The organism is Epilithonimonas sp. 33E (assembly GCF_059372615.1).
The window spans coordinates 262,222-280,814 of the sequence record NZ_CM182009.1; the positions used below are offsets into that span (position 1 = coordinate 262,222).

General features: G+C 36.4%; 18 protein-coding genes. 9 read left to right on the top strand and 9 right to left on the bottom strand.

The genetic code is table 11. From position 1 onward, the window contains the following. Nucleotides 1-14 precede the first annotated feature (14 nt). Together AC5P2S_RS01235 and AC5P2S_RS01240 are read right to left on the bottom strand one after the other, a co-directional pair. The gene (locus AC5P2S_RS01235) at nt 15-389 is read right to left on the bottom strand and encodes an HvfA family oxazolone/thioamide-modified RiPP metallophore (RefSeq protein WP_494555948.1); all 375 of its coding nucleotides are present in this window, start codon (nt 387-389) and stop codon (nt 15-17) included. 126 nt (nt 390-515) lie between these two features. Beyond that, the gene (locus tag AC5P2S_RS01240) at nt 516-1,028 is read right to left on the bottom strand and encodes an RNA polymerase sigma factor (RefSeq protein ID WP_494555949.1); all 513 of its coding nucleotides are present in this window, start codon (nt 1,026-1,028) and stop codon (nt 516-518) included. A 168-nt stretch (nt 1,029-1,196) separates the two neighbouring features. Here AC5P2S_RS01240 and AC5P2S_RS01245 point away from each other — a divergent pair, with 168 nt between their 5' ends. Then, nucleotides 1,197-2,909 carry a M14 family zinc carboxypeptidase gene (locus AC5P2S_RS01245; protein ID WP_494555950.1) on the top strand — a complete coding sequence of 571 codons (1,713 nt, stop codon included), beginning with the start codon at nt 1,197-1,199 and terminating at the stop codon, nt 2,907-2,909. Here the strand turns inward: AC5P2S_RS01245 and AC5P2S_RS01250 are convergent, their stop codons facing one another. Beyond that, on the bottom strand, nt 2,910-3,326 hold the full coding sequence (locus tag AC5P2S_RS01250; protein WP_283415661.1) for a type II toxin-antitoxin system VapC family toxin: 417 nt from the start codon (nt 3,324-3,326) through the stop codon (nt 2,910-2,912). It abuts the gene before it with no gap. Then, the gene (locus AC5P2S_RS01255) at nt 3,327-3,581 is read right to left on the bottom strand and encodes a DUF6364 family protein (RefSeq protein ID WP_283415660.1); all 255 of its coding nucleotides are present in this window, start codon (nt 3,579-3,581) and stop codon (nt 3,327-3,329) included. A 161-nt stretch (nt 3,582-3,742) separates the two neighbouring features. On the opposite strand from AC5P2S_RS01255, the gene AC5P2S_RS01260 reads away from it, so the two are divergent. Genes AC5P2S_RS01260 through AC5P2S_RS01270 form a run of 3 tightly spaced genes read left to right on the top strand, consistent with a single transcriptional unit; the run spans nt 3,743 to nt 6,638 of the window. Next, the gene (locus tag AC5P2S_RS01260) at nt 3,743-5,602 is read left to right on the top strand and encodes a M1 family metallopeptidase (RefSeq protein WP_494555951.1); all 1,860 of its coding nucleotides are present in this window, start codon (nt 3,743-3,745) and stop codon (nt 5,600-5,602) included. Between the two features lie 52 nt (nt 5,603-5,654). After that, entirely contained in the window at nt 5,655-5,876 is a 222-nt protein-coding gene (locus AC5P2S_RS01265; RefSeq protein ID WP_494555952.1) for a hypothetical protein, read from the top strand. Between the two features lie 3 nt (nt 5,877-5,879). Continuing rightward, nucleotides 5,880-6,638, top strand: a complete 759-nt coding sequence (locus AC5P2S_RS01270; RefSeq protein WP_283415658.1) for a type III pantothenate kinase — start codon at nt 5,880-5,882, stop codon at nt 6,636-6,638. 1 nt (nt 6,639) lies between these two features. On the opposite strand, the gene AC5P2S_RS01275 is transcribed toward AC5P2S_RS01270, so the two are convergent. The 4 genes from AC5P2S_RS01275 to AC5P2S_RS01290 form a co-directional block, all read right to left on the bottom strand. Further along, entirely contained in the window at nt 6,640-7,071 is a 432-nt protein-coding gene (locus AC5P2S_RS01275) for a nucleoside deaminase (protein ID WP_494555953.1), read from the bottom strand. After that, on the bottom strand, nt 7,071-7,496 hold the full coding sequence (locus AC5P2S_RS01280) for an RrF2 family transcriptional regulator (protein WP_283415656.1): 426 nt from the start codon (nt 7,494-7,496) through the stop codon (nt 7,071-7,073). Before AC5P2S_RS01280 ends, AC5P2S_RS01275 begins: the two co-directional genes overlap by 1 nt. 117 nt (nt 7,497-7,613) lie before the next feature. Further along, nucleotides 7,614-9,131, bottom strand: coding sequence for a G-D-S-L family lipolytic protein (locus AC5P2S_RS01285; protein WP_494555954.1), 1,518 nt, complete (start codon nt 9,129-9,131; stop codon nt 7,614-7,616). A gap of 14 nt (nt 9,132-9,145) precedes the next feature. Beyond that, nucleotides 9,146-10,372, bottom strand: a complete 1,227-nt coding sequence (locus AC5P2S_RS01290; protein WP_494555955.1) for an OmpP1/FadL family transporter — start codon at nt 10,370-10,372, stop codon at nt 9,146-9,148. Between the two features lie 377 nt (nt 10,373-10,749). On the opposite strand from AC5P2S_RS01290, the gene AC5P2S_RS01295 reads away from it, so the two are divergent. The 5 genes from AC5P2S_RS01295 to AC5P2S_RS01315 all read left to right on the top strand — a co-directional run bounded on the left by AC5P2S_RS01295 (nt 10,750) and on the right by AC5P2S_RS01315 (nt 17,930). After that, nucleotides 10,750-12,162 (top strand): PSP1 domain-containing protein, encoded by a 1,413-nt coding sequence (locus AC5P2S_RS01295; RefSeq protein ID WP_494555956.1) that lies wholly within the window; start codon nt 10,750-10,752, stop codon nt 12,160-12,162. Beyond that, nucleotides 12,146-12,616 carry a gliding motility lipoprotein GldH gene (locus tag AC5P2S_RS01300; RefSeq protein ID WP_494555957.1) on the top strand — a complete coding sequence of 157 codons (471 nt, stop codon included), beginning with the start codon at nt 12,146-12,148 and terminating at the stop codon, nt 12,614-12,616. Before AC5P2S_RS01295 ends, AC5P2S_RS01300 begins: the two co-directional genes overlap by 17 nt. A gap of 9 nt (nt 12,617-12,625) precedes the next feature. After that, a complete protein-coding gene (locus AC5P2S_RS01305; RefSeq protein ID WP_494555958.1) occupies nt 12,626-14,983 on the top strand; it encodes a penicillin-binding protein 1A in 2,358 nt (785 codons plus the stop codon). Nucleotides 14,984-15,020: 37 nt separating this feature from the next. Next, a complete protein-coding gene (locus AC5P2S_RS01310) occupies nt 15,021-16,556 on the top strand; it encodes a protein adenylyltransferase SelO (protein ID WP_494555959.1) in 1,536 nt (511 codons plus the stop codon). A gap of 99 nt (nt 16,557-16,655) precedes the next feature. Further along, complete coding sequence (locus AC5P2S_RS01315) at nt 16,656-17,930, top strand: DUF6080 domain-containing protein (protein WP_494555960.1); 1,275 nt, start codon at nt 16,656-16,658, stop codon at nt 17,928-17,930. A gap of 30 nt (nt 17,931-17,960) precedes the next feature. Here the strand turns inward: AC5P2S_RS01315 and AC5P2S_RS01320 are convergent, their stop codons facing one another. After that, on the bottom strand, nt 17,961-18,470 hold the full coding sequence (locus AC5P2S_RS01320) for an SPOR domain-containing protein (protein ID WP_494555961.1): 510 nt from the start codon (nt 18,468-18,470) through the stop codon (nt 17,961-17,963). Nucleotides 18,471-18,593 lie beyond the last annotated feature (123 nt).

Sequence of the window (18,593 nt, forward strand, 5' to 3'; positions counted from 1 at the left end):
AATAGATAATCGAATTATTTGGCAGCAGTTGCTTTTTTAGCCTTTTTGCTACTTTTGTCCCCGCACTTACCATCACCACATTTTCCATCTTTTGTTTTGCCTTTCGCTTTTTTGTCTCCACATTTACCATCGCCGCATTTTCCGTCTTTTGCTTTACCTGTAGCTTTTTTGTCCCCACATTTGGCATCTTTCGTTTTAGCATCCGCAGCATTTCCTCCACCGTGAGTTCCTGTTCCGCAAGTAGAGTCGGATGTTAATTTTTCTGATGAAGAATTAGTTAGGTTTGTTCTTAAATGATCTCCCGTTCCTAAGCTTGAAAAAGTTTTTGCCGATGTCATTGTAAAAGCTCCTAATGCAATTGCGCCTACTAAAATTGATTTTGTTTTCATTTTGATGAATTTTAAAATTATTAAATGATATTTTTATATTAATACCAGTTCAGATTTTAAAATCACCCATTAAATTGCAATAAAATAAAATTTGTTTACAAATGATTGATAATCAGATGTAAAAAATTATTTTTCGATGTTCTTTTCTCTATATCTTTTAATTTGTTGCATGCATTTGTACTTCTGGTTGCTTAAGTTATGTTTCGTTGCATAGTTGTATTTTTTCTGAATTTCATCCAGAGTGGCAGACTTTAGAAATAATTCTTCTATAAGTTCTTTGCAATGATCCGTGATCTCTAGAAAAAAGGCATCTATTTTTTCCTTTTCAGATTTTTCCTTTTCGATATCATCGGATATTTCTTCAAAAAAATCACTTTGGTTTATATGCTCCCAATTCACAATGGTCTTTACACGTCTTAATTTTTTTAGCCAAAGGTTTTTGCATATAGCAAAAATGTAAGTTTTAAGCGAAGCAGATAACTGAAAATTATCCTGACTAAGCTTTTCCAACAATACAATCAGTGCATCTTGATAGAGATCTTCTGCATCAGATGATGTTCCGTTGTTTTGCTTTACATACCAGATTATATCATCTAGATAAGCATAATATTCTGCACCAAATATTTCAGTTTTTTTCATATGGGGTCATTTATGTTTTAGCTTTTGAAGTTTTAAAACAATTTACTAATTTATTAAAAAATATACTATATTAATGCTTTAAAAATGTAATTTTTTAATATGTCGTGAGAATTAGTCAATGTTTATATAAGTTATGATTCATAAAAACCGATTCTTTACATTTGTACTATGAAAAATCTCTCCATTCTCTTCATCCTAATTTCGGTTTTCGGTTATTCTCAAATCCAGACACCTTTCGAAAAAGGCAACGGTAACCAAACCACAACTTTTGAGGAGATGCGAAAATTCTATCAGGATTTATCAAAACAATATCCATCAATCATTTTTGAAACCAAAGGCGAAGATGATAACGGTGCCCCAATCGATGTTGTGATGTTTAATCCTTCAGGAAAAAAATTTGAGGAAGCCAGAAAAGGAAAGTCAGTTTTGTTTATCAATAACGGCATTCATCCAGGCGAGCCAGACGGAATCGATGCAACGATGATGTTGATGCGGGATTTGGCAACCGGAAAAATCGAAGCACCGAAAAACGTCATCTTCACAGCAATTGCAAGTTACAACGTCAGCGGAATGATGAACCGTGGAAGTTTTTCCAGAGCCAATCAAAATGGTCCGGAAGAATATGGTTTCCGTGGCAACGCGAGAAACTTTGATTTGAACCGGGATTTTATCAAAACCGATTCAAAAAACTCCAGAAGTTTCCAGCAGATTTTTCAATGGCTAAAGCCTGATGTTTTTATTGATAATCACGTCAGCAACGGTGCAGATTATCAATACACTTTCACATATATTTCTACGAACAAAGAACGTTTGGGTAATATTCTCGGCAATTATTTCAATGACGAGATGCAGAAAACGCTTCTGAAAAATATGGAGAAAAAAGGCGTGATTTCCGTTCCTTATGTCAACATCCACGGCGATGTTCCGGACGGCGGTTTTCCCGCTTTTGTGGATTCGCCAAGATATGCGACGGGTTATACAACTTTGTTCAATGCCATCGGAATGGTTGTCGAGACGCATATGCTGAAACCTTATAAAGATCGCGTAAAAGTCACTTACGATTATATGGTAGATAATCTGAATTATATCGATGACAATTATAAAACCATTCAGCAAAAACGAGCCGAAAATCTGAAACAATACAAAGTCGGAAATCAATATGCTTTATCTTGGAAACTAGATTCTACAAAATACGAAAATATCGATTTCAAAGGCTTTGAAGCTAAATATAAACCAAGCGATGTTTCGGGAAAAACCAGACTTTGGTACGACAGAAATGCCAAATTTTCAAAACCTGTCAAATTTTATAATACTTATCTTCCAGGCAAAGAAATCACGATTCCTAAATATTACGTCATTCCACAATCAGAATGGAAAATCATCGATTTGCTGAAACTCAACCAAATCAAAATGACGCGGATAAAACAGGACTCTACAATATTGGTTGAACAATACAGAATCAAGGATTTCAAAACCGTTCCTAATCCTTACGAAGGTCATTATCTGCATTACGATACATTTGTGACCAGAGAATCCGGAAAAACCAAATTCAGAAAAGGCGATTTTATTATTCCGCTAAATCAAGATGGTGTGAAATTTCTCCTAGAAACATTAGAACCAGAAGCTGTAGATTCTTACTTCAACTGGAATTTCTTTGATGCGATTCTCGGTCAGAAAGAATATTACTCGGCTTATGTTTTCGAAGATACAGCGAGCAAACTTCTGAAAGACAACAAAGCTTTGAAAACCGCCTTTGAAATGGAAAAAGCTAATAATCCAATATTTGCAGAAGACGGACAAGCGCAGTTGGATTGGGTTTACAAACATTCGGAATATTACGAAAAAACGCATCGGCTTTATCCGGTTTTTAGGGTTAATTAATTACTTCCTCAAACTCAACAAATAGCTCTTTGCATTCATCACAGGAATCAAAGCATTTTTAAAATCCTTTTCGTTTCGGGTAATAATAATATCGCAGCTAGATGCCAGCGCGCTGAAATATTGCATCGCATCCTCAAAATCTTTGAAGTCAGAATGAATCGCTTTTTCTACCACTTCATCATCCATTACAGAAATCGAACATAAAAGTTTGAACTTTCTGATTTTTTCTAATGCAATTTTGGGGCTTTCATATTTTGCTAAGACATAGAAGACATTAGCGATAGAACTTGGAGAAGTATAAACTTGGATTTTCTTTTTATCTGCTAAAGTCATAATTTTTGCAGATGCTTCATAAAGACCTTCTCGTTCTCCAAGGAAATCTATGATGATATTAGTGTCTAAAAATATCTTTTTCATCTACTGATGTTTTTTATCCAAATCATCTATATAATCATCTCTCAAAGTTTTCCAATCCAAATCTGAAGGCACGCTTTTTCCACTGGAAATACTTTTCACAAAAGGTGAAATTTCGAAATCATCATTTTGTTCACGTGTGATAGAATCAAGATAATTTTCAATCAGTCTGGACAAGCTTACCTTCTTGCTGGAAGCATAATTTTTGGCCCTTTCGATAACGTTTTCGTTTAATTTTAAAGTGAGTTTGGAGTCCATAAAAACAATTTACGTACAAATATAAAAAATTAATACGTAAAAATTAAATTTTGATTTTGAAGTAAACTTGTCATTCAACAAAAACTTCCTATTTTTGATAAAATTATTATAAAAATCCTTTCAGAGTTCAAAACTCTGAAAAGGTTGATAAAAATGAATCTATGAAAAAACTGAAATTCTCACTATTCTCAATTCTTTTTTCTCTCATCTTGTCGGCTCAGCAAACTCCATATTATCAACAATACGCCAAATATAAAATGGATATTGATGTGGATGCAGCTAACTTTACTTACCAAGGAAAACAGACTTTGGATTACAGAAACAATTCACCGGATGAGCTGAAAGTCGCTTATTTTCATTTATATTGGAACGCTTTCAAACCGGGTTCTATGATGGATCAGCGTGTGCAGTCTCAGGGTGTGAATGCTGATGGAAGATTGTCAAAAAGAGTTGGAAATACAGTGGTTTCCAGATTATCCGAAATTCCAAAGAATGAAGAAGGCGCACAAAATATCCGTTGGATAAAGCAAAACGGAAAAGATTTGAAATTCGAGATTCAGGGAACTGTGATGAAAGTTTTCCTAGCAGAAGCTATTAAACCAAATTCTTCCACCACTTTTACAATGGAATGGGACGCTAATATTCCAATGCAAATCCGAAGAAGCGGACGCAACAACCGCGAAGGTGTAGATATGACGATGACACAATGGTATCCGAAAATTGCTGAGTACGATTATGACGGTTGGGCAGCATTTGATTATGTGGGAAGAGAATTTCATGCCCCATTTTCTGATTATGAAGTGAATATCAAAATCGATAAAGATTATGTCATCGGAGCTGGAGGAAATCTTGAAAACCCAACAGAAGTAAAAGGTTATGACAGCAATGCCACTATAAAAGAAGATATTTCTAACAAAGTAACTTGGAAATGGACAGCGAAAAATATCCTTGATTTTGCTTGGGCGGCTGACAGAGATTATTCGGTAGAGAGTTTTCCAATTTTGGATGGACCAAAAGTATATTTGGTTTATCAGAAATCTGAGAAGACAAAATATTGGTCAGAAATGAAACCATATATCACAAAATATTACCAGTTGATGAACGCTACTTTTGGACGTTACAAATGGCCAAGTTACTCATTCATTCAAGGTGGTGATGGCGGAATGGAATACGGAATGTGTACTATGATTTTGGGAGAAGCAAATTCGGTGGAAGGTCTTTCTGGATTGATGTTTCACGAGGGAGCGCACTCCTGGTTTCAGCAGATGCTGGCGACCAACGAGAGTGTAAGACCTTGGATGGACGAAGGTTTCACACAGTATGCGGAAGATTATGTGTCTTACAGATTATTTCCACCAAAGGAATCTCAACCGAATCCATTTGTGGGTGCTTTGAAAGCTTATGCTAATTTTGCCAAATCCGGAAAAGAAGAACCTGCAGTTTGGTTGGGCGACCATCACGACAACGGAACAGCTTATACTTATGCTAGTTATATCAAAGGTGAAACGTTTTTGGTTGAATTAGGATACATAGTTGGAGAAGAAAATCTGAACAAGATTATGCTCAAATATTACGACGAATGGGCAATGAAACATCCGACAGAAAGAGATTTCATTCATATTGCGCAATTGGTTTCAGGAATGGATTTGAAGTGGTTCCAGCATTATTGGATTAACACGACAAAAACTATCGATTATGGCATCAAGAATGTGAAATATGACCCACAATCAACAACAATCACTTTAGTGAATAAAGGTGGTGTTCCAATGCCGATTGATTTCAGTATTTTGACAAAAGATAAAAAAGTCATCAACTATAATATTCCACTAAACCTGACAAGAGTTTGGAAAACCAAGGACATTTACGGTAATATCCAGACCCTGCCTTTTTGGGCTTGGACTCAGCAGGAATATAGTTTTACGATTCCTTACACCAAAGCACAATTGTCTGCAATGGGAATCGATTTCAGTCAAAGATTGGCGGATGTGAATCCTGAAGATAATTATCTGGAAGTAAAATAAGAGATAGGATTGAAGGCAAAAGAATCGGTGAATCTTAAACGAGGCAAAAAGCGTGGATGTCGAGGGAAAAAGACTCGCCGATGAAGCAAAAAGGCTCGTCATCCAGTCAAAAAGGGTAGTTTTTGATCCAAAAAGGCTTGTCGTTGATGCAATAAGGGTGGTTTTCCAGTGTAAAAGGCTCAACGAAGAAGCAAAAAGACTGGTTGTTGAGTATAAAAGACTCGTTTTCCTTATGGATAGGCCAATTCTTGAAATTAGTATATTAAAAAAGTAAGTAATGAACTCCATTGTAATCAATATAGGAAATACAAATATCCGTTTCGGACTGTTTGATGATGATAATTGTGACATCTCCTGGGTCATCAATACCAAACCATACAAAACCACCGACGAATTATTTGTTCAGGTTCTGATGCTTTATCAGACCTATAAAATCGAGGTTGATAAAATTGATAAGGTCATTATCGGTTCCGTAGTTCCACAATTGACGAAGGTAGTAGCGAGTGCCATTAAGAAAATTCATAATAAAATCCCTGTGATTGTGGATAGGAACACAGCGTCCGGTGTCATCCCGAAATCCAAACAAATGGGAACGGACATTTATGCCAATTTGGTTGCGGCGCACAATCTGTATCCGAGTCAGAAAAAAATTATTCTGGATTTTGGAACAGCGCTCACAGCAAGTTGTCTGGCTGAGAATGGAGAAACACTAGGCGTCATCATTGCTCCGGGAATTGTGACTTCATTGAACAGTTTAATACAAGGAACTGCACAATTGCCAGAAATCGAATTGGTAAAACCAAAATCGGTTTTAGGACTAGACACCATCAGCTGTATGCAAAGTGGAATGGTTTACGGTTTCCTTGGAATGGTGGAAGGCTTTATAGATAGAATTAATGATGAGGTCAATGATAATTGTTTCGTCATCGCAACCGGTGGCGTGAGCCACGTTTATAAACCATTGACAGACAAAATCAATATTGCTGACCGACTACATACTTTGAAAGGATTATATTTTCTTGGGAAGGATTTATAAGCTATCTTCTATTCCTGAAAAAATCTTTTATGATTGCAGAGCATTCGTTTTCCAGAATACCTGTCACGATTTCCGTTTTTGGATGAAGGGATAAACCTTTGTTGATAAAACCTCTCTGCTCATCTCTTGCGCCAATCACCACTTTTGTGATCTGTGACCAAGCTAATGCTCCGGAACACATGACACAAGGTTCTAAAGTTACATACAAGGTACAGTTCTGAAGATATTTCCCTCCAAGAAAATTAGCAGCAGAGGTTATGGCCTGCATTTCTGCGTGGGCCGTAACGTCGTTCAGGGTTTCGGTGAGATTGTGGGATTTTGCAATGATTCTGTCATTGGATACTATGATGCAGCCAATCGGTACTTCATCTTTTTCCATTGCTTTTTCGGCTTCCTGTAAAGCCATTTTCATAAAATAGTCGTGGGTGAACATTAGAAAGGTGTTTGCTCAGACTTGGTCATATCAGCAATGCTTGTGTCCAAAATAGGCAGCATATTATCACGGACATTGATCAAAAGCTTTCTGATACTACAAGTGGCTTCATCTGTGCAATCATCACACTTTTCGTAAAAATTAAGAGAAGCGCACGGTAGCATTGCTACGGGTCCGTCTACAATGCGGATAACATCAAGAATTTTGATTTCTGACGGGCTTTTCATAAAAGTGTAACCGCCTTCGGCACCACGTTCGCTTTTGAGGATTTTGTTTTGCTTCAGTTCCCTCAGTATCTGTTCCAGGAATTTCAAAGGAATACGTTCGCTCTCTGAAATTTTTTTCGCGGAAAATAAGGAAGCATTGTCCTTGCGGTTAAGGAACAGCAAGGTTTTGATGGCGTATTTGACTCTTTTTGAAAGCATTGGTTGATCTTACGGATGTAAAAATAATCAAAAAATTATATTTCGGAAATAATATCCATACTCAATAAAAAAACCGTTCTTACAAAGAACGGCTTTTATGGTAATATTTTATTCTAATTATGGAAAAGTAACTCCAGAATAAGAATTCGGGCTAATCATAGGAAGATTAGATTTGTATTTAGAATTAATTGCTTTTAAATATTCATTAGCAATGATTGCATAACCTCTTCCTGTCGGGTGAACACCATCAAGAGAGAAGGCTCCTCCAGTTACGAATTTTGATGTATACTTTACACCATCCCATTGGATTCCGGAAGCTGAATTTAATTCAATCATTTTAGCTTTTGAATCCACCAAAGCTAAGCCATATGATGCTGCTAGACTTGTTATACTGGCATTATATGCATCTGTTGCTGCCGTAACCAAAGCCGACTCTGTTTTTGTCAAAACATATTGGTTTTCCAATGGATAAGAAACTCCGTTGATATTAATTGATGCAGGGGCACTAGGGTTAGCTGTAGCGATTACAGAGCTTGCAGGTAGTAAAATAAAATCTGCTGATGTAGCTTGTCGGGCTTGTCCGTATATTTGTCCAAAAGCAGCAGCTGTAGCGGCTCCTAAGGAAGGAGTTAATGCTGCAGTGAGTTGGGCAGATAGATTAGTCAAAGACGTATCTTTGATCAATACAGGATTAGCAGAAGTTGAAGATAATAAATTAATTCTATCTCCGGCGCCAAATGCTGTTAAAGCTTGTTTAAGGGGTCCATACAAACTTGCATTTAAAACGGCAAGGTTAGAACCTAATTTTTCAGGAGTCAAAGGATTATAAGGAACCGTTGTAAAATAAGGAACTGAAGAAACATAAGGAATGTTAGAGATAGCTCCTTTAGTGGTGCCAACAGATTTTAATCCATCAAGAATTCCTTTGATTGCAGCAGCTACTACATTAGGGTCCGAAATATCATTAGATCCATAAGTAGAAGGGTCTGTATTTCCTTTTTGATCAACACCCATTCCTCCGCTTGATGCATAACTTAATACATCATTCGCCCCAATCCAAAGAGAAAAGAAGGTCGGTTTCTGTGCCATGGCATCAGCTAGAACAGTTGTTGAAGCAGAAGAGGCAAATCTTACAAAATATGGATTGGCTTTACCCAAAGCTAGATTAGTAGCGCTTCCATATCCGGGGGTAATTAAATGAAAAGATTTGGCGCCAGGGACACCCATGTTTTGATAAGGTCCTGCAGCAGATATGTTATCTAAATTGGCTGCCGCGGCAGATTGAACTGGGGATAAGGCCCCACCTACAACCTGTAAAGTATATTTTCCTCCAAATCCGGGTATTCCTATAAAACCTCCGGTATTATTAGGCATCATTGGTTGCTTGAACTCACCTCCACCAGCAAGTTTCATTTGCATTGCAAGCATGCTTGGATAAGATTCTGCCTGACCACTTGAATAAAGAGCACCATCTCTATATCCGGCGGTTAATGAATTTCCTAGAGCAATATACTTAGAGAAATTGGCCTCTCCCGAAGTTACAACGACATCTTCTGTGCTGTTTTCAAAATCATTCTGACAGCTAACCGTGAAGAGCAAAGCTGCTGCTATTGTTGATATATATAATTTTTTCATAATAGATTCAATTTTTAAAATGCATTGTAAGATAATCCAAGTCCGAAATAGAACACTTTAGCTTTTGCTTGTCCGGCAAAGCTTATGTTAGGATTGTTGAACGCTCTGCTTTTCGGCATTGCATATGCACCTGAAAGATCAACACCTAATCTGTTGAACTTTAAACCAATACCTCCTGTAATTACGTAGTTATCAAAAGAAGGTGTTTCAGGGATGAAGTGTTTGTCATCATAAGGAGATTGGTCAAAATACCAACCCAATCTACCAAAAATCATATCGTTAAATGCATATTGTGTTCCTACACGCACAGTGGATGTGTTTTTAAAGTTTTTTGGCGAAACCAGAACTGTTGGATCATTCGGCTGGTTTCCTGCTGCTACTTTGTCAAAATCAAGCGTCAGCTTGCTGTATCTTTCCCATCCGTGGTAGTTATAATCTGCAGAGACTAGCCATTTTGGAGTTATTTTATAAGTTACCCCTAGCGTATATTCATCAACCAAAGGAAGTGTAGCTTTAAAATTATCCGTACCACCATTGAAATTTGGTAATAATGAAGTTGGAACCATAAACGTGGCTTTTCCTTCTTTAGCTTTCATATCTACAGGAGAACGGTAAGCGATACTTACATCCCATTTATTATCAGGCTGGAAATAGAAACCAAATCCAAAACCATGGCCTGTAGCAGTATCATCCAAAAGATTAAGCTGTCCGTTGTATTGTGTCAAAGCCTTTGTCCAGTCTACTTTTCCTTTTGCGTAGATATAGCTGGCTCCAAATGATACCCAAGGTGCTAACTTTACAGAAACCATTGGTTGGAAAAAGAAACTTTTAAGTTCCAGTTTCTGAACAATTTCTTTGCCTTCCCAGTCGCTTGGCCATTCTATAGTGCTTCCGAAAGGTGTGGAAAAACTAAAACCAAGGGAAAGATTATCCAAAACTTTGTAAGCTACTGCAGCATAGATCGGTGTCCCTAGCGGATTATCCGTCTCGGTCTGTTGAAGAGTGCTTGTATTTTGATAAGTAATCTTATTGGATACTCCAAATCCACCTGCTGCAACACTTAATTTCGAAGGAATAAAGGATATACCTGCCGGATTGAAGAACGCAACACTTGCATCTTCAGCGTGGGCACTTGTATGAGCCATTGCAAGCTGCTTAACGCCCTGAAGAGATACCCGGAATCCTCCTGCGTATGCCATTACACCGGCAGCTAATGCCGTGGTTATTAAAATTTTTCTCATATAATTATTATTAATGTTCCAAATTTATAATTATTTTAATAACAATTATAAAATTTATTAAAAAAAGTTAAACATTGCTATTCGTAGAATAATTGTTTGATTTGATGATTTGTTTAAGTTGTTGATAATCTTTTGTTTATTGTTTGATTTTGAAAAAAAACTAATTTAGTTTAGCTTTAAACGATCTATTGTAAACCCTGTTAAAATGATGCTTTTGATTTTGGTTTATATTTAACGAATTTTTAATTTTAATAATTAATTGTCAATATTAACCAAGTATTAATTTAAAATTAATAAAAAAATATTTTTAAAAAATATAATCATCAGGCTTAAATAAAAATTATATTAACTTTGCAATCAGACATAAAAAATAACATATGAGTTGTGGATGCAAAACATCCGGCGATTCTTCCCATTCTTGCGGCACAAAAAGCGCAAATGGTTGTAGTAGTGTAGATACCTGTGGTAATAGTTATAAATTAAGTGTTTTTGACTGGCTTTCCGATGTTAATCCATCCGGATCAAAAAGCTCTGAATATGTAGAAGTTCGTTTTAAAAACGATCGTAAATTATATTATAAAAATGTCAACAACCTGCCTTTACATATTGGTAGCATCATTGCTGTAGAATCGAGTCCGGGTCATGATATAGGGGTAATAAGTCTTGCAGGCGAACTGGTAAAAATCCAGATGAAAAAGAAAAACGTCTCCGAAGATAATATACTCAAGGTTTATAGACTTGCCAATCAGAAAGATATAGAAACCTGGCAGGAACTTAGAAAAAAAGAAAATAATATCAAGATTGATGCGCGTAAGATCGCTTATGGCCTCAATCTGGAAATGAAGATCACCGATGTTGAATATCAGGGTGATGGTTCCAAAATAACATTTTATTATACAGCCGATAATCGTGTAGATTTTCGTCAGCTGATAAAAGAATATGCCGGAACTTTCCGTACAAAGATTGATATGAAACAGATCGGATTCCGCCAGGAATCTGCAAAAGTCGGTGGAATTGGATCCTGTGGAAGAGAATTGTGCTGCTCAACCTGGTTGACAGATTTCCGTTCTGTGAATACCAATGCTGCGAGGTATCAGCAACTAAGTATCAATCCTCAGAAACTGGCTGGACAATGTGGTAAACTGAAATGTTGTCTTAATTATGAACTGGACAGTTACCTGGATGTTTTGAAAGATTTCCCTTCGTCAAATACTGTTCTGAATACCGAAAAAGGAAAAGCCTTCTGTATCAAAATCGATGTTTTCAAAAAGAAAATGTGGTTTGCATATGTTGAAAACTCAATGGCTTGGTACGATCTGGATATTTTTGAAGTAAAGAAGCTGGTTTCATTAAACAAGAAAGGTGAAAAAACACCAGCTTTAGAGGAACTTAGGGTAGTTGAAAATCCATTGGTAACGTCTGACCTTATTCAGGAAAACAGTGTAGACCGTTTCGAGAAAAAGAACAGAAAACCGAGACCGAATAACAGAGATAGAAATTCCAAAAATCAAGACAACAGAAATTCAAGACAAAACGAGGAACGAAGTCAAAACGAGAACAGGAATTCCAAACCTCAGGATAATAGAAATCCGAATCAAAAAGAAAATAAAAACCGCTCTTCTGAACAAAGATCTGCAGAAAACAGAAATACTTCTAAACAAAAACCTGCAGAAAACCAGAATTCGAATCAAAATCAAAATTCGAATCAGCAACAGGAAAATAAAAACCATAAAAAACCGTTCAAGAAAGCGAAAAAGAAAACGCCACCTAAAAATGAAGGTAATGCTTAGAATATTTGCTAACCTTGTTTTATTGCTGTCACTTTTTTCTTGTCAAAATAGTGATGATAAAATCCTGACAAAGGATATTGATAGCAAATGGAATAAAAAGGATGTTCAGAAATTTGATTTTGATGTAACTGATGTACAGAATCAAAAAAATATTATTTTTATAGTGAGAAATAATAATGATTATCCTTACAGTAATCTCAGGCTGATTGCAAGTATAGAACATAATAAAAAGACGATCTCGACCGATACACTCAATTATGTTCTGGCAAAACCGAATGGCGAATGGATTGGATCTGGTTTTGGTGACACAAAGGAGATTTTATTTCAATACAAATTGAATTACAAATTTCCTCAGAATGGAAATTATTCTGTAAAAGTCGTGCAGGCAATGAGACAAAATATACTGCCGGGAATCGAAGATCTTGGCGTAAAAATTCAAAATATAAAGCCTTAATAGATATTAATGGAAAATAAAAAATCTGAAAATAAAACTTTCCCTTTACCAGAGAAGAAAAAGTCCAAACCTTTCATAAAAAAATGGATCAAATTTGTTTGGATAGGATTTTTTGCAGTTGTGTTGGGGATTTCCGCATTGTTTTTTGCCGTTTCTCAAGGTTTTGTAGGCGATATGCCTGATGTAAAAGAGCTTGAAAATCCTGATATTTACGTAGCATCGGAGATCTATTCTTCGGATAACGTTTTGTTAGGAAAATTCGAAAAAGAAAAGACAAAACCTGTTACATACAAACAACTTCCGCCGTTTTTGGTTTATGCGCTTCAGGCTAAAGAAGATGAACGTTTTAAGGAACATTCCGGAATTGATCTCAAATCAATTCTTAGAGCCATTAGATTTGGTGGTGAAAGAGGAGGTGGTTCTACTATTACACAACAGTTAGCAAAATTATTGTTTACAGGAAATGCTTCACAGAATAAAATCGAAAGGGCATTCCAGAAACTGAAAGAGTGGTGTGTTGCGGTGAGTTTGGAAAAACGATATACGAAAGAAGAGATTGTCGCTTTGTACTTCAACAAAATGGATTTCCTTTTCAATGCAAAAGGAATTGAAATGGCTTCGAGAGTTTACTTCAATAAGTCTACAAGCCAGCTGACATTACCGGAAGCTGCGACTTTTGTAGCGATGTTGGAAGCACCGAGAAGAAATAATCCTTACAGAAACCCGGAAAGAGCAAAAACAAGGAGAGACGTTGTTTTAAAACAAATGCTGGATACCGGTTACATTGATAATGCAACTTACGAAAAAGCGGTCGCGACCCCTATCGTTGTTGACTTCCATGAGATCAAAACGGTAGAAGAAGGTTATTCAGCTTATTATAAATATTACCTCAGAAAAGAAATCCAGCAGTACCTGGATGCTTATGAAAAAGAAACAGGAAAGGAACTGAATCTTTATAAGAATGGACTCAAGATTTACGTAACACTGGATTCCAGAATGCAAAGATATGCAGAAGAAGCCATCAAGGAACATTTGATCGATCTTCAAAGAAGTTTTGATGGAGAGATGAAACGGAATCCCAACCGACCATATTATAATCTTACAAAAACACAGATCAATGATCTGATGATGGCGGCGGTTAAGAGAACGGGGCGCTATAAGCAACTCAAAGCCGAAGGTATGCCAGAGGATTCTATCATGATGGAGTTTCATGAACCTGTAAAAATGACAAGATTTACATGGCAGGGAGAAGAAGAAGTGGAAATGTCACCTTGGGATTCTATCCGTTATCATAAGCAGATCGCACAGGCAGGATTGATGTCTATGGAACCGGCAACAGGAGATATCAAAGCCTGGGTTGGAGGTATCAACTGGCAACATTTCCAATACGATCATGTCAAACAAGGAAAAAGACAGGTTGGGTCCACATTTAAGCCATTTGTGTATGCAACGGCAATTATGCATCTTGGTATGACACCTTGTTCTACCGTTTCGAATGCAAGTTTTAATAAAGGGAATTATCACGTTCCCGGAAGAGGTGGGATGTTAACTTTGAAAGATGCTTTGGCGCATTCCCAAAACCCGGTGGCTTTACGACTTGCAGAAATGGCAGGAACTCAAAATGTAATTCAGTTAGCAAGAGATCTTGGTGTTACTGATCATATAGATACATATCTGCCAATGGCTTTAGGAACTTCTGATATCACTATATATGAGATGTTGGGAGCTTACAGCACATTTGCGAATTTTGGAAATTACACAAAACCCGAAATGATCTGGAGGATAGAAGATGCTAACGGACGAGTTATTAAGGAAGTGAAACCTGTGGTGAAAGAAGTGATGAATGAGATGTATGCTTACACGATGATTGACTTGATGAAAGGTGTTGCAGAGTTTGGTACAGCCTCTGGAGAATTGAGAAGAAGAGGCATTCCGGCCAATGTAGAAATTGCAGGTAAAACGGGAACCACACAGAAAAACTCAGATGGTTGGTTTATGGGAATTGTTCCGAAACTGGCAACCGGCGTTTGGGTAGGCTGGGAAGACCGGGCAACACATTTCTGGAGTACAGGAGAAGGGCAAGGTGCTAAAATGGGGCTTCCGATTTGGGCCATCTATATGAAGAAAGTTTTTGCTGACAAAGCGCTGAATATATCAATGGAAGATAAGTTTATCAAACCTGCCAATTGGACAGGAAGCTGTTCCGATCTTAATAATCTGAGAAACGGATACGGAGACGATGGCGGATTACAAACCATTGACGAGCTCAAAAATCCGGTAAAGGAAGTTCCTGACAAACCGGTGAAAAAAGAAGATCATTCTAATGAAGCTATTAATTCTTCGGATGATATAGATTTTAATAAATAAAATGTTCCCGTCCGAATGCGAGACGGGATTTTTAATTATGAACACAAAAAACATTACCCATAATTTCACAGAACAATTTCCCGGCGATTTTTCAGGGAATCTGATGCAGAGACAAACACCGGACTTTTTGTTTTGTACTGTAAAACCTGCAGATTTTCACCAAACTGAATTAATTGATTTTAACGAAGAATTATCAATCGAGATTGGTTTAGGAAATTTAGAAAATGATAAAGATTTCCTGGTTGCGCAAAATCTTCCTAACAATATCGAAACTTATGCAACGGCTTATGCAGGACATCAGTTCGGAAACTGGGCAGGACAATTAGGTGACGGAAGAGCGATTTATGCCGGCGAAATTTTCAATCAGGGAAAGCAAACCGAAATCCAATGGAAAGGCGCAGGCGCAACACCTTATTCCAGACATGCAGATGGAAGAGCAGTTCTGCGTTCTTCGATTCGGGAATATCTGATGAGCGAAGCAATGTTCCATCTTGGTATTCCTACAACAAGAGCTTTGAGTCTTTCGAAAACAGGAGAAGATGTGATCCGTGATATTCAATATTCCGGGAATCCGCAGAAAGAGCAAGGTGCAATTGTTGTAAGAACGGCTGAGTCTTTTCTGAGATTTGGGCATTTCGAATTGTTATCAGCCAGAAATCAAACGGATTTATTAAAACTATTAGCTGATTATACGATTGAGAATTTTTACAAGGAAAATAATTCAGAAAATAATCCCAATAAGTACATTGATTGGTTTCAGGCTATTTGCGACAGAACGTTGAAAATGATAATCGATTGGTATCGTGTGGGTTTTGTTCACGGTGTGATGAATACTGATAATATGTCGATTCTAGGATTAACAATCGATTACGGCCCTTATTCTATGATGGACGGTTACGATTTGGAGTTCACGCCAAACACAACAGATTTACCCGGAAAACGATATGCTTTTGGAAAACAGGGGCAGATTTCGCATTGGAATTTGGCTGCTCTAGCCAACGCTGTTTTTCCTTTGATTAATGATTCAGAAGTTTTGGAAAAAATCCTGGACAATTACGGAAAACAATTCTGGACAGGACATGATAAAATATTAGCCAAAAAATTTGGATTTGATGAGGTTTTGCCAGAAGATGAAAGATTCTTCACAGAATGGCAACAGCTGATGCAGGATTTGAATCTCGATTATACTTTATTTTTTCAAAGCCTTGAAAAGCCTTTTTCAGAAATTAAAACCGATGATTTTTCTGATTCCTTTTACCGTCACCTGAGTGAAAACGAAATGACCAGGCTTTCTAATTTCATCAGAAAATATCAAGAACGAAAACGTAAAAATAAAATCTCAGAAACAGAATCTTTAGCAATGATGTCAAAGGAAAATCCAAAATTCATTCTAAGAAATTATCTGTTATTCGAAGCTATTCAGGATGCTGAAAATGGAGATTATAAAATGTTTTTCAAACTGAAAGAAGCTTTGCAAAACCCTTATGAAAACCGCTTTCCCGAGTTCAATCAAAAACGTCCTTCGAAATATGATAATCAAACTGGCTGTAGTCAATTGTCTTGTAGCTCTTGATCTATATTTTGTATAAATATTTTGATAATTCTCAAAAAACCCTTTCAGAGTTTCAAACTCTGAAAGGGTTTTCTCTATTTTTGCAAAAATATTCCAAACTTGAAAATCCTGAATAAAATTCTATCCATCCTGAAAATCATTTTTCCGTCAACCAAAACAGAATTACTGATTTTCTTATTTTTTGTGATTCTTTATGGCGCAAACGCATGGTTCATTGCAGAAAATTTCAGAATTGTTTATGATGACAGAATCCCCTGGGATGGTTATTTCAGTTTTGATAACAGGGCGATTATCCAGACTGGCGGCGGTTTTGAGAGACATCCTTTGTCCAATTATTTTTTTGATTGTATCCGGGATTTTGCGTTATGGATTTCCGGAAACAGGTATGATTCAGTTTTCAGGCTTGTTTTGTCATTGTTTTCAACTGTTGTGATTTCTTTGGCTAATGTCCAGATATTTAAATACCTGAGTAATATTATCCGGCTTCCACTGAAAATCACTTTGTTAATTATAGCTTTCTACGGCTTGTTTGTTACGAATATTCTTTTGTCTTTTACACCGGAAACTTACACTTACACCTTATTATTTCTTTCGATTTTCAATTATTATTCGGCAAAGAAAATTAATGAAGAAAAGCCAATGTCTTTCGGAGGAACTATTTTCGGTTCTGTTTTCATCGGTGGGCTGACGATTACGAATATTGTTAAAGTTTACATCCCATTTTTGTTTGAGAAAAAAATCTTCTGGAACTGGAAAAAAATCGGAATAGCTTTGGCGAAAATTGTGGCTTCGGTTGTTGTTTTCGCATTTCTTTTTATGTTGAGACTGAATTTTAATTTCCAAAATTTCCTCAATAAAACCGAAGAACAGTACGACAAATTCTCTCAGCCAAAAGTAACGCCGCTTTGGGATATGATTTATTCCTGGTTTTTTGGCGGGAATATATTGTTTCCGAGTTTGGTTATCAGAGATTATCACAATAAAAAGGGATTTGAATACAAAGCATTGTTTATGGATGTTTATAGTTCTGTTGTTCCTTATGTCTTCGTCGGATTGATTGTGTTGATGATGATTTGGAGTGTTTTCAAGAATTATAAAAACAAACTGGTTTGGATTCTTGTGATTACATTTTTATTTGATGTTTTGGTTCACTGTATTTTGAAATTCGGGCTTCATACATCTTATATTTATGGTGGGCATTTTGTTTTTGTTTACCCACTTTTGATAGGTTGGTTATTTTATAGCTACCGGGATAAAAGTTTTGCTCTAAGCTTATTTTATGGCTTACTTCTAATAATTACGGTTTATCTTGGAATTAATAATTTTTACAGAATGTCAGAATTCTATCAGTTTATTGAAACTTATTATAAATAAAAAAATCCTGCAATTTGCAGGATTTTATTTCTATTTGGCTTCTACGCAAAAAACAGCGTAAGGAATGACTGTTGCCGAAGGGTAGGCTTTTTTGACATTTTTAAGATCATCGGCTGCACTTTGTTTAGAAAAGTAGCTTCCGGCTAATATTTTATAATTTGGCCTCAATGAAGCATCTGTTTCTACTTTCAAGCTTCTAAAATTACTCCTGAACTCAGCTCCTATTTTTCTTGCCTCTTCGTTGCTTTTAACAACTACAACCTGGATTTTGTATCCCATGATTTTTGGGTTTTTTCTACAGATTTCTGCAGTTGTGAGTTCCCTGCTCGGAACCAGAATTTTTGTTGGCGTTTTTACAGGAGCGTCCGTAGAACGGTTGCAATTGCCCTCTATTTTTTCCAGAGCATCATTGATACGTTCATCCAAAGCAAAAGAAAGTTCGGTTCCCGATAAAGTATCTTTTTTTACAACGTATTGAGCGTCAATTTTGTAAAAACAAAATAACGTTGAGATTATGAAAAGCTTGAGCAGATTGTTCATTTAAAAATTATTTTCAGCAAATTTAAAATAAATTAGACGAAACACAAATGCTGTTATTTAGAACTATTACAAATTAAAAAGAAATGAGAAAATCCATACAAATTGCTCTTCTTAATTTTTGTT

Bases quoted from the DNA above. Each gene is read 5' to 3' on its own strand.
- AC5P2S_RS01320 (WP_494555961.1), bottom strand. From the start codon at position 18,470: ATGAACAATCTGCTCAAGCTTTTCATAATCTCAACGTTATTTTGTTTT.
- AC5P2S_RS01300 (WP_494555957.1), top strand. From the start codon at position 12,146: ATGAAGGTAATGCTTAGAATATTTGCTAACCTTGTTTTATTGCTGTCA.
- AC5P2S_RS01275 (WP_494555953.1), bottom strand. From the start codon at position 7,071: ATGTTCACCCACGACTATTTTATGAAAATGGCTTTACAGGAAGCCGAA.
- AC5P2S_RS01260 (WP_494555951.1), top strand. From the start codon at position 3,743: ATGAAAAAACTGAAATTCTCACTATTCTCAATTCTTTTTTCTCTCATC.
- AC5P2S_RS01245 (WP_494555950.1), top strand. From the start codon at position 1,197: ATGAAAAATCTCTCCATTCTCTTCATCCTAATTTCGGTTTTCGGTTAT.
- AC5P2S_RS01250 (WP_283415661.1), bottom strand. From the start codon at position 3,326: ATGAAAAAGATATTTTTAGACACTAATATCATCATAGATTTCCTTGGA.
- AC5P2S_RS01295 (WP_494555956.1), top strand. From the start codon at position 10,750: ATGAGTTGTGGATGCAAAACATCCGGCGATTCTTCCCATTCTTGCGGC.
- AC5P2S_RS01310 (WP_494555959.1), top strand. From the start codon at position 15,021: ATGAACACAAAAAACATTACCCATAATTTCACAGAACAATTTCCCGGC.
- AC5P2S_RS01270 (WP_283415658.1), top strand. From the start codon at position 5,880: ATGAACTCCATTGTAATCAATATAGGAAATACAAATATCCGTTTCGGA.
- AC5P2S_RS01290 (WP_494555955.1), bottom strand. From the start codon at position 10,372: ATGAGAAAAATTTTAATAACCACGGCATTAGCTGCCGGTGTAATGGCA.
- AC5P2S_RS01255 (WP_283415660.1), bottom strand. From the start codon at position 3,581: ATGGACTCCAAACTCACTTTAAAATTAAACGAAAACGTTATCGAAAGG.
- AC5P2S_RS01240 (WP_494555949.1), bottom strand. From the start codon at position 1,028: ATGAAAAAAACTGAAATATTTGGTGCAGAATATTATGCTTATCTAGAT.
- AC5P2S_RS01235 (WP_494555948.1), bottom strand. From the start codon at position 389: ATGAAAACAAAATCAATTTTAGTAGGCGCAATTGCATTAGGAGCTTTT.
- AC5P2S_RS01280 (WP_283415656.1), bottom strand. From the start codon at position 7,496: ATGCTTTCAAAAAGAGTCAAATACGCCATCAAAACCTTGCTGTTCCTT.
- AC5P2S_RS01305 (WP_494555958.1), top strand. From the start codon at position 12,626: ATGGAAAATAAAAAATCTGAAAATAAAACTTTCCCTTTACCAGAGAAG.
- AC5P2S_RS01285 (WP_494555954.1), bottom strand. From the start codon at position 9,131: ATGAAAAAATTATATATATCAACAATAGCAGCAGCTTTGCTCTTCACG.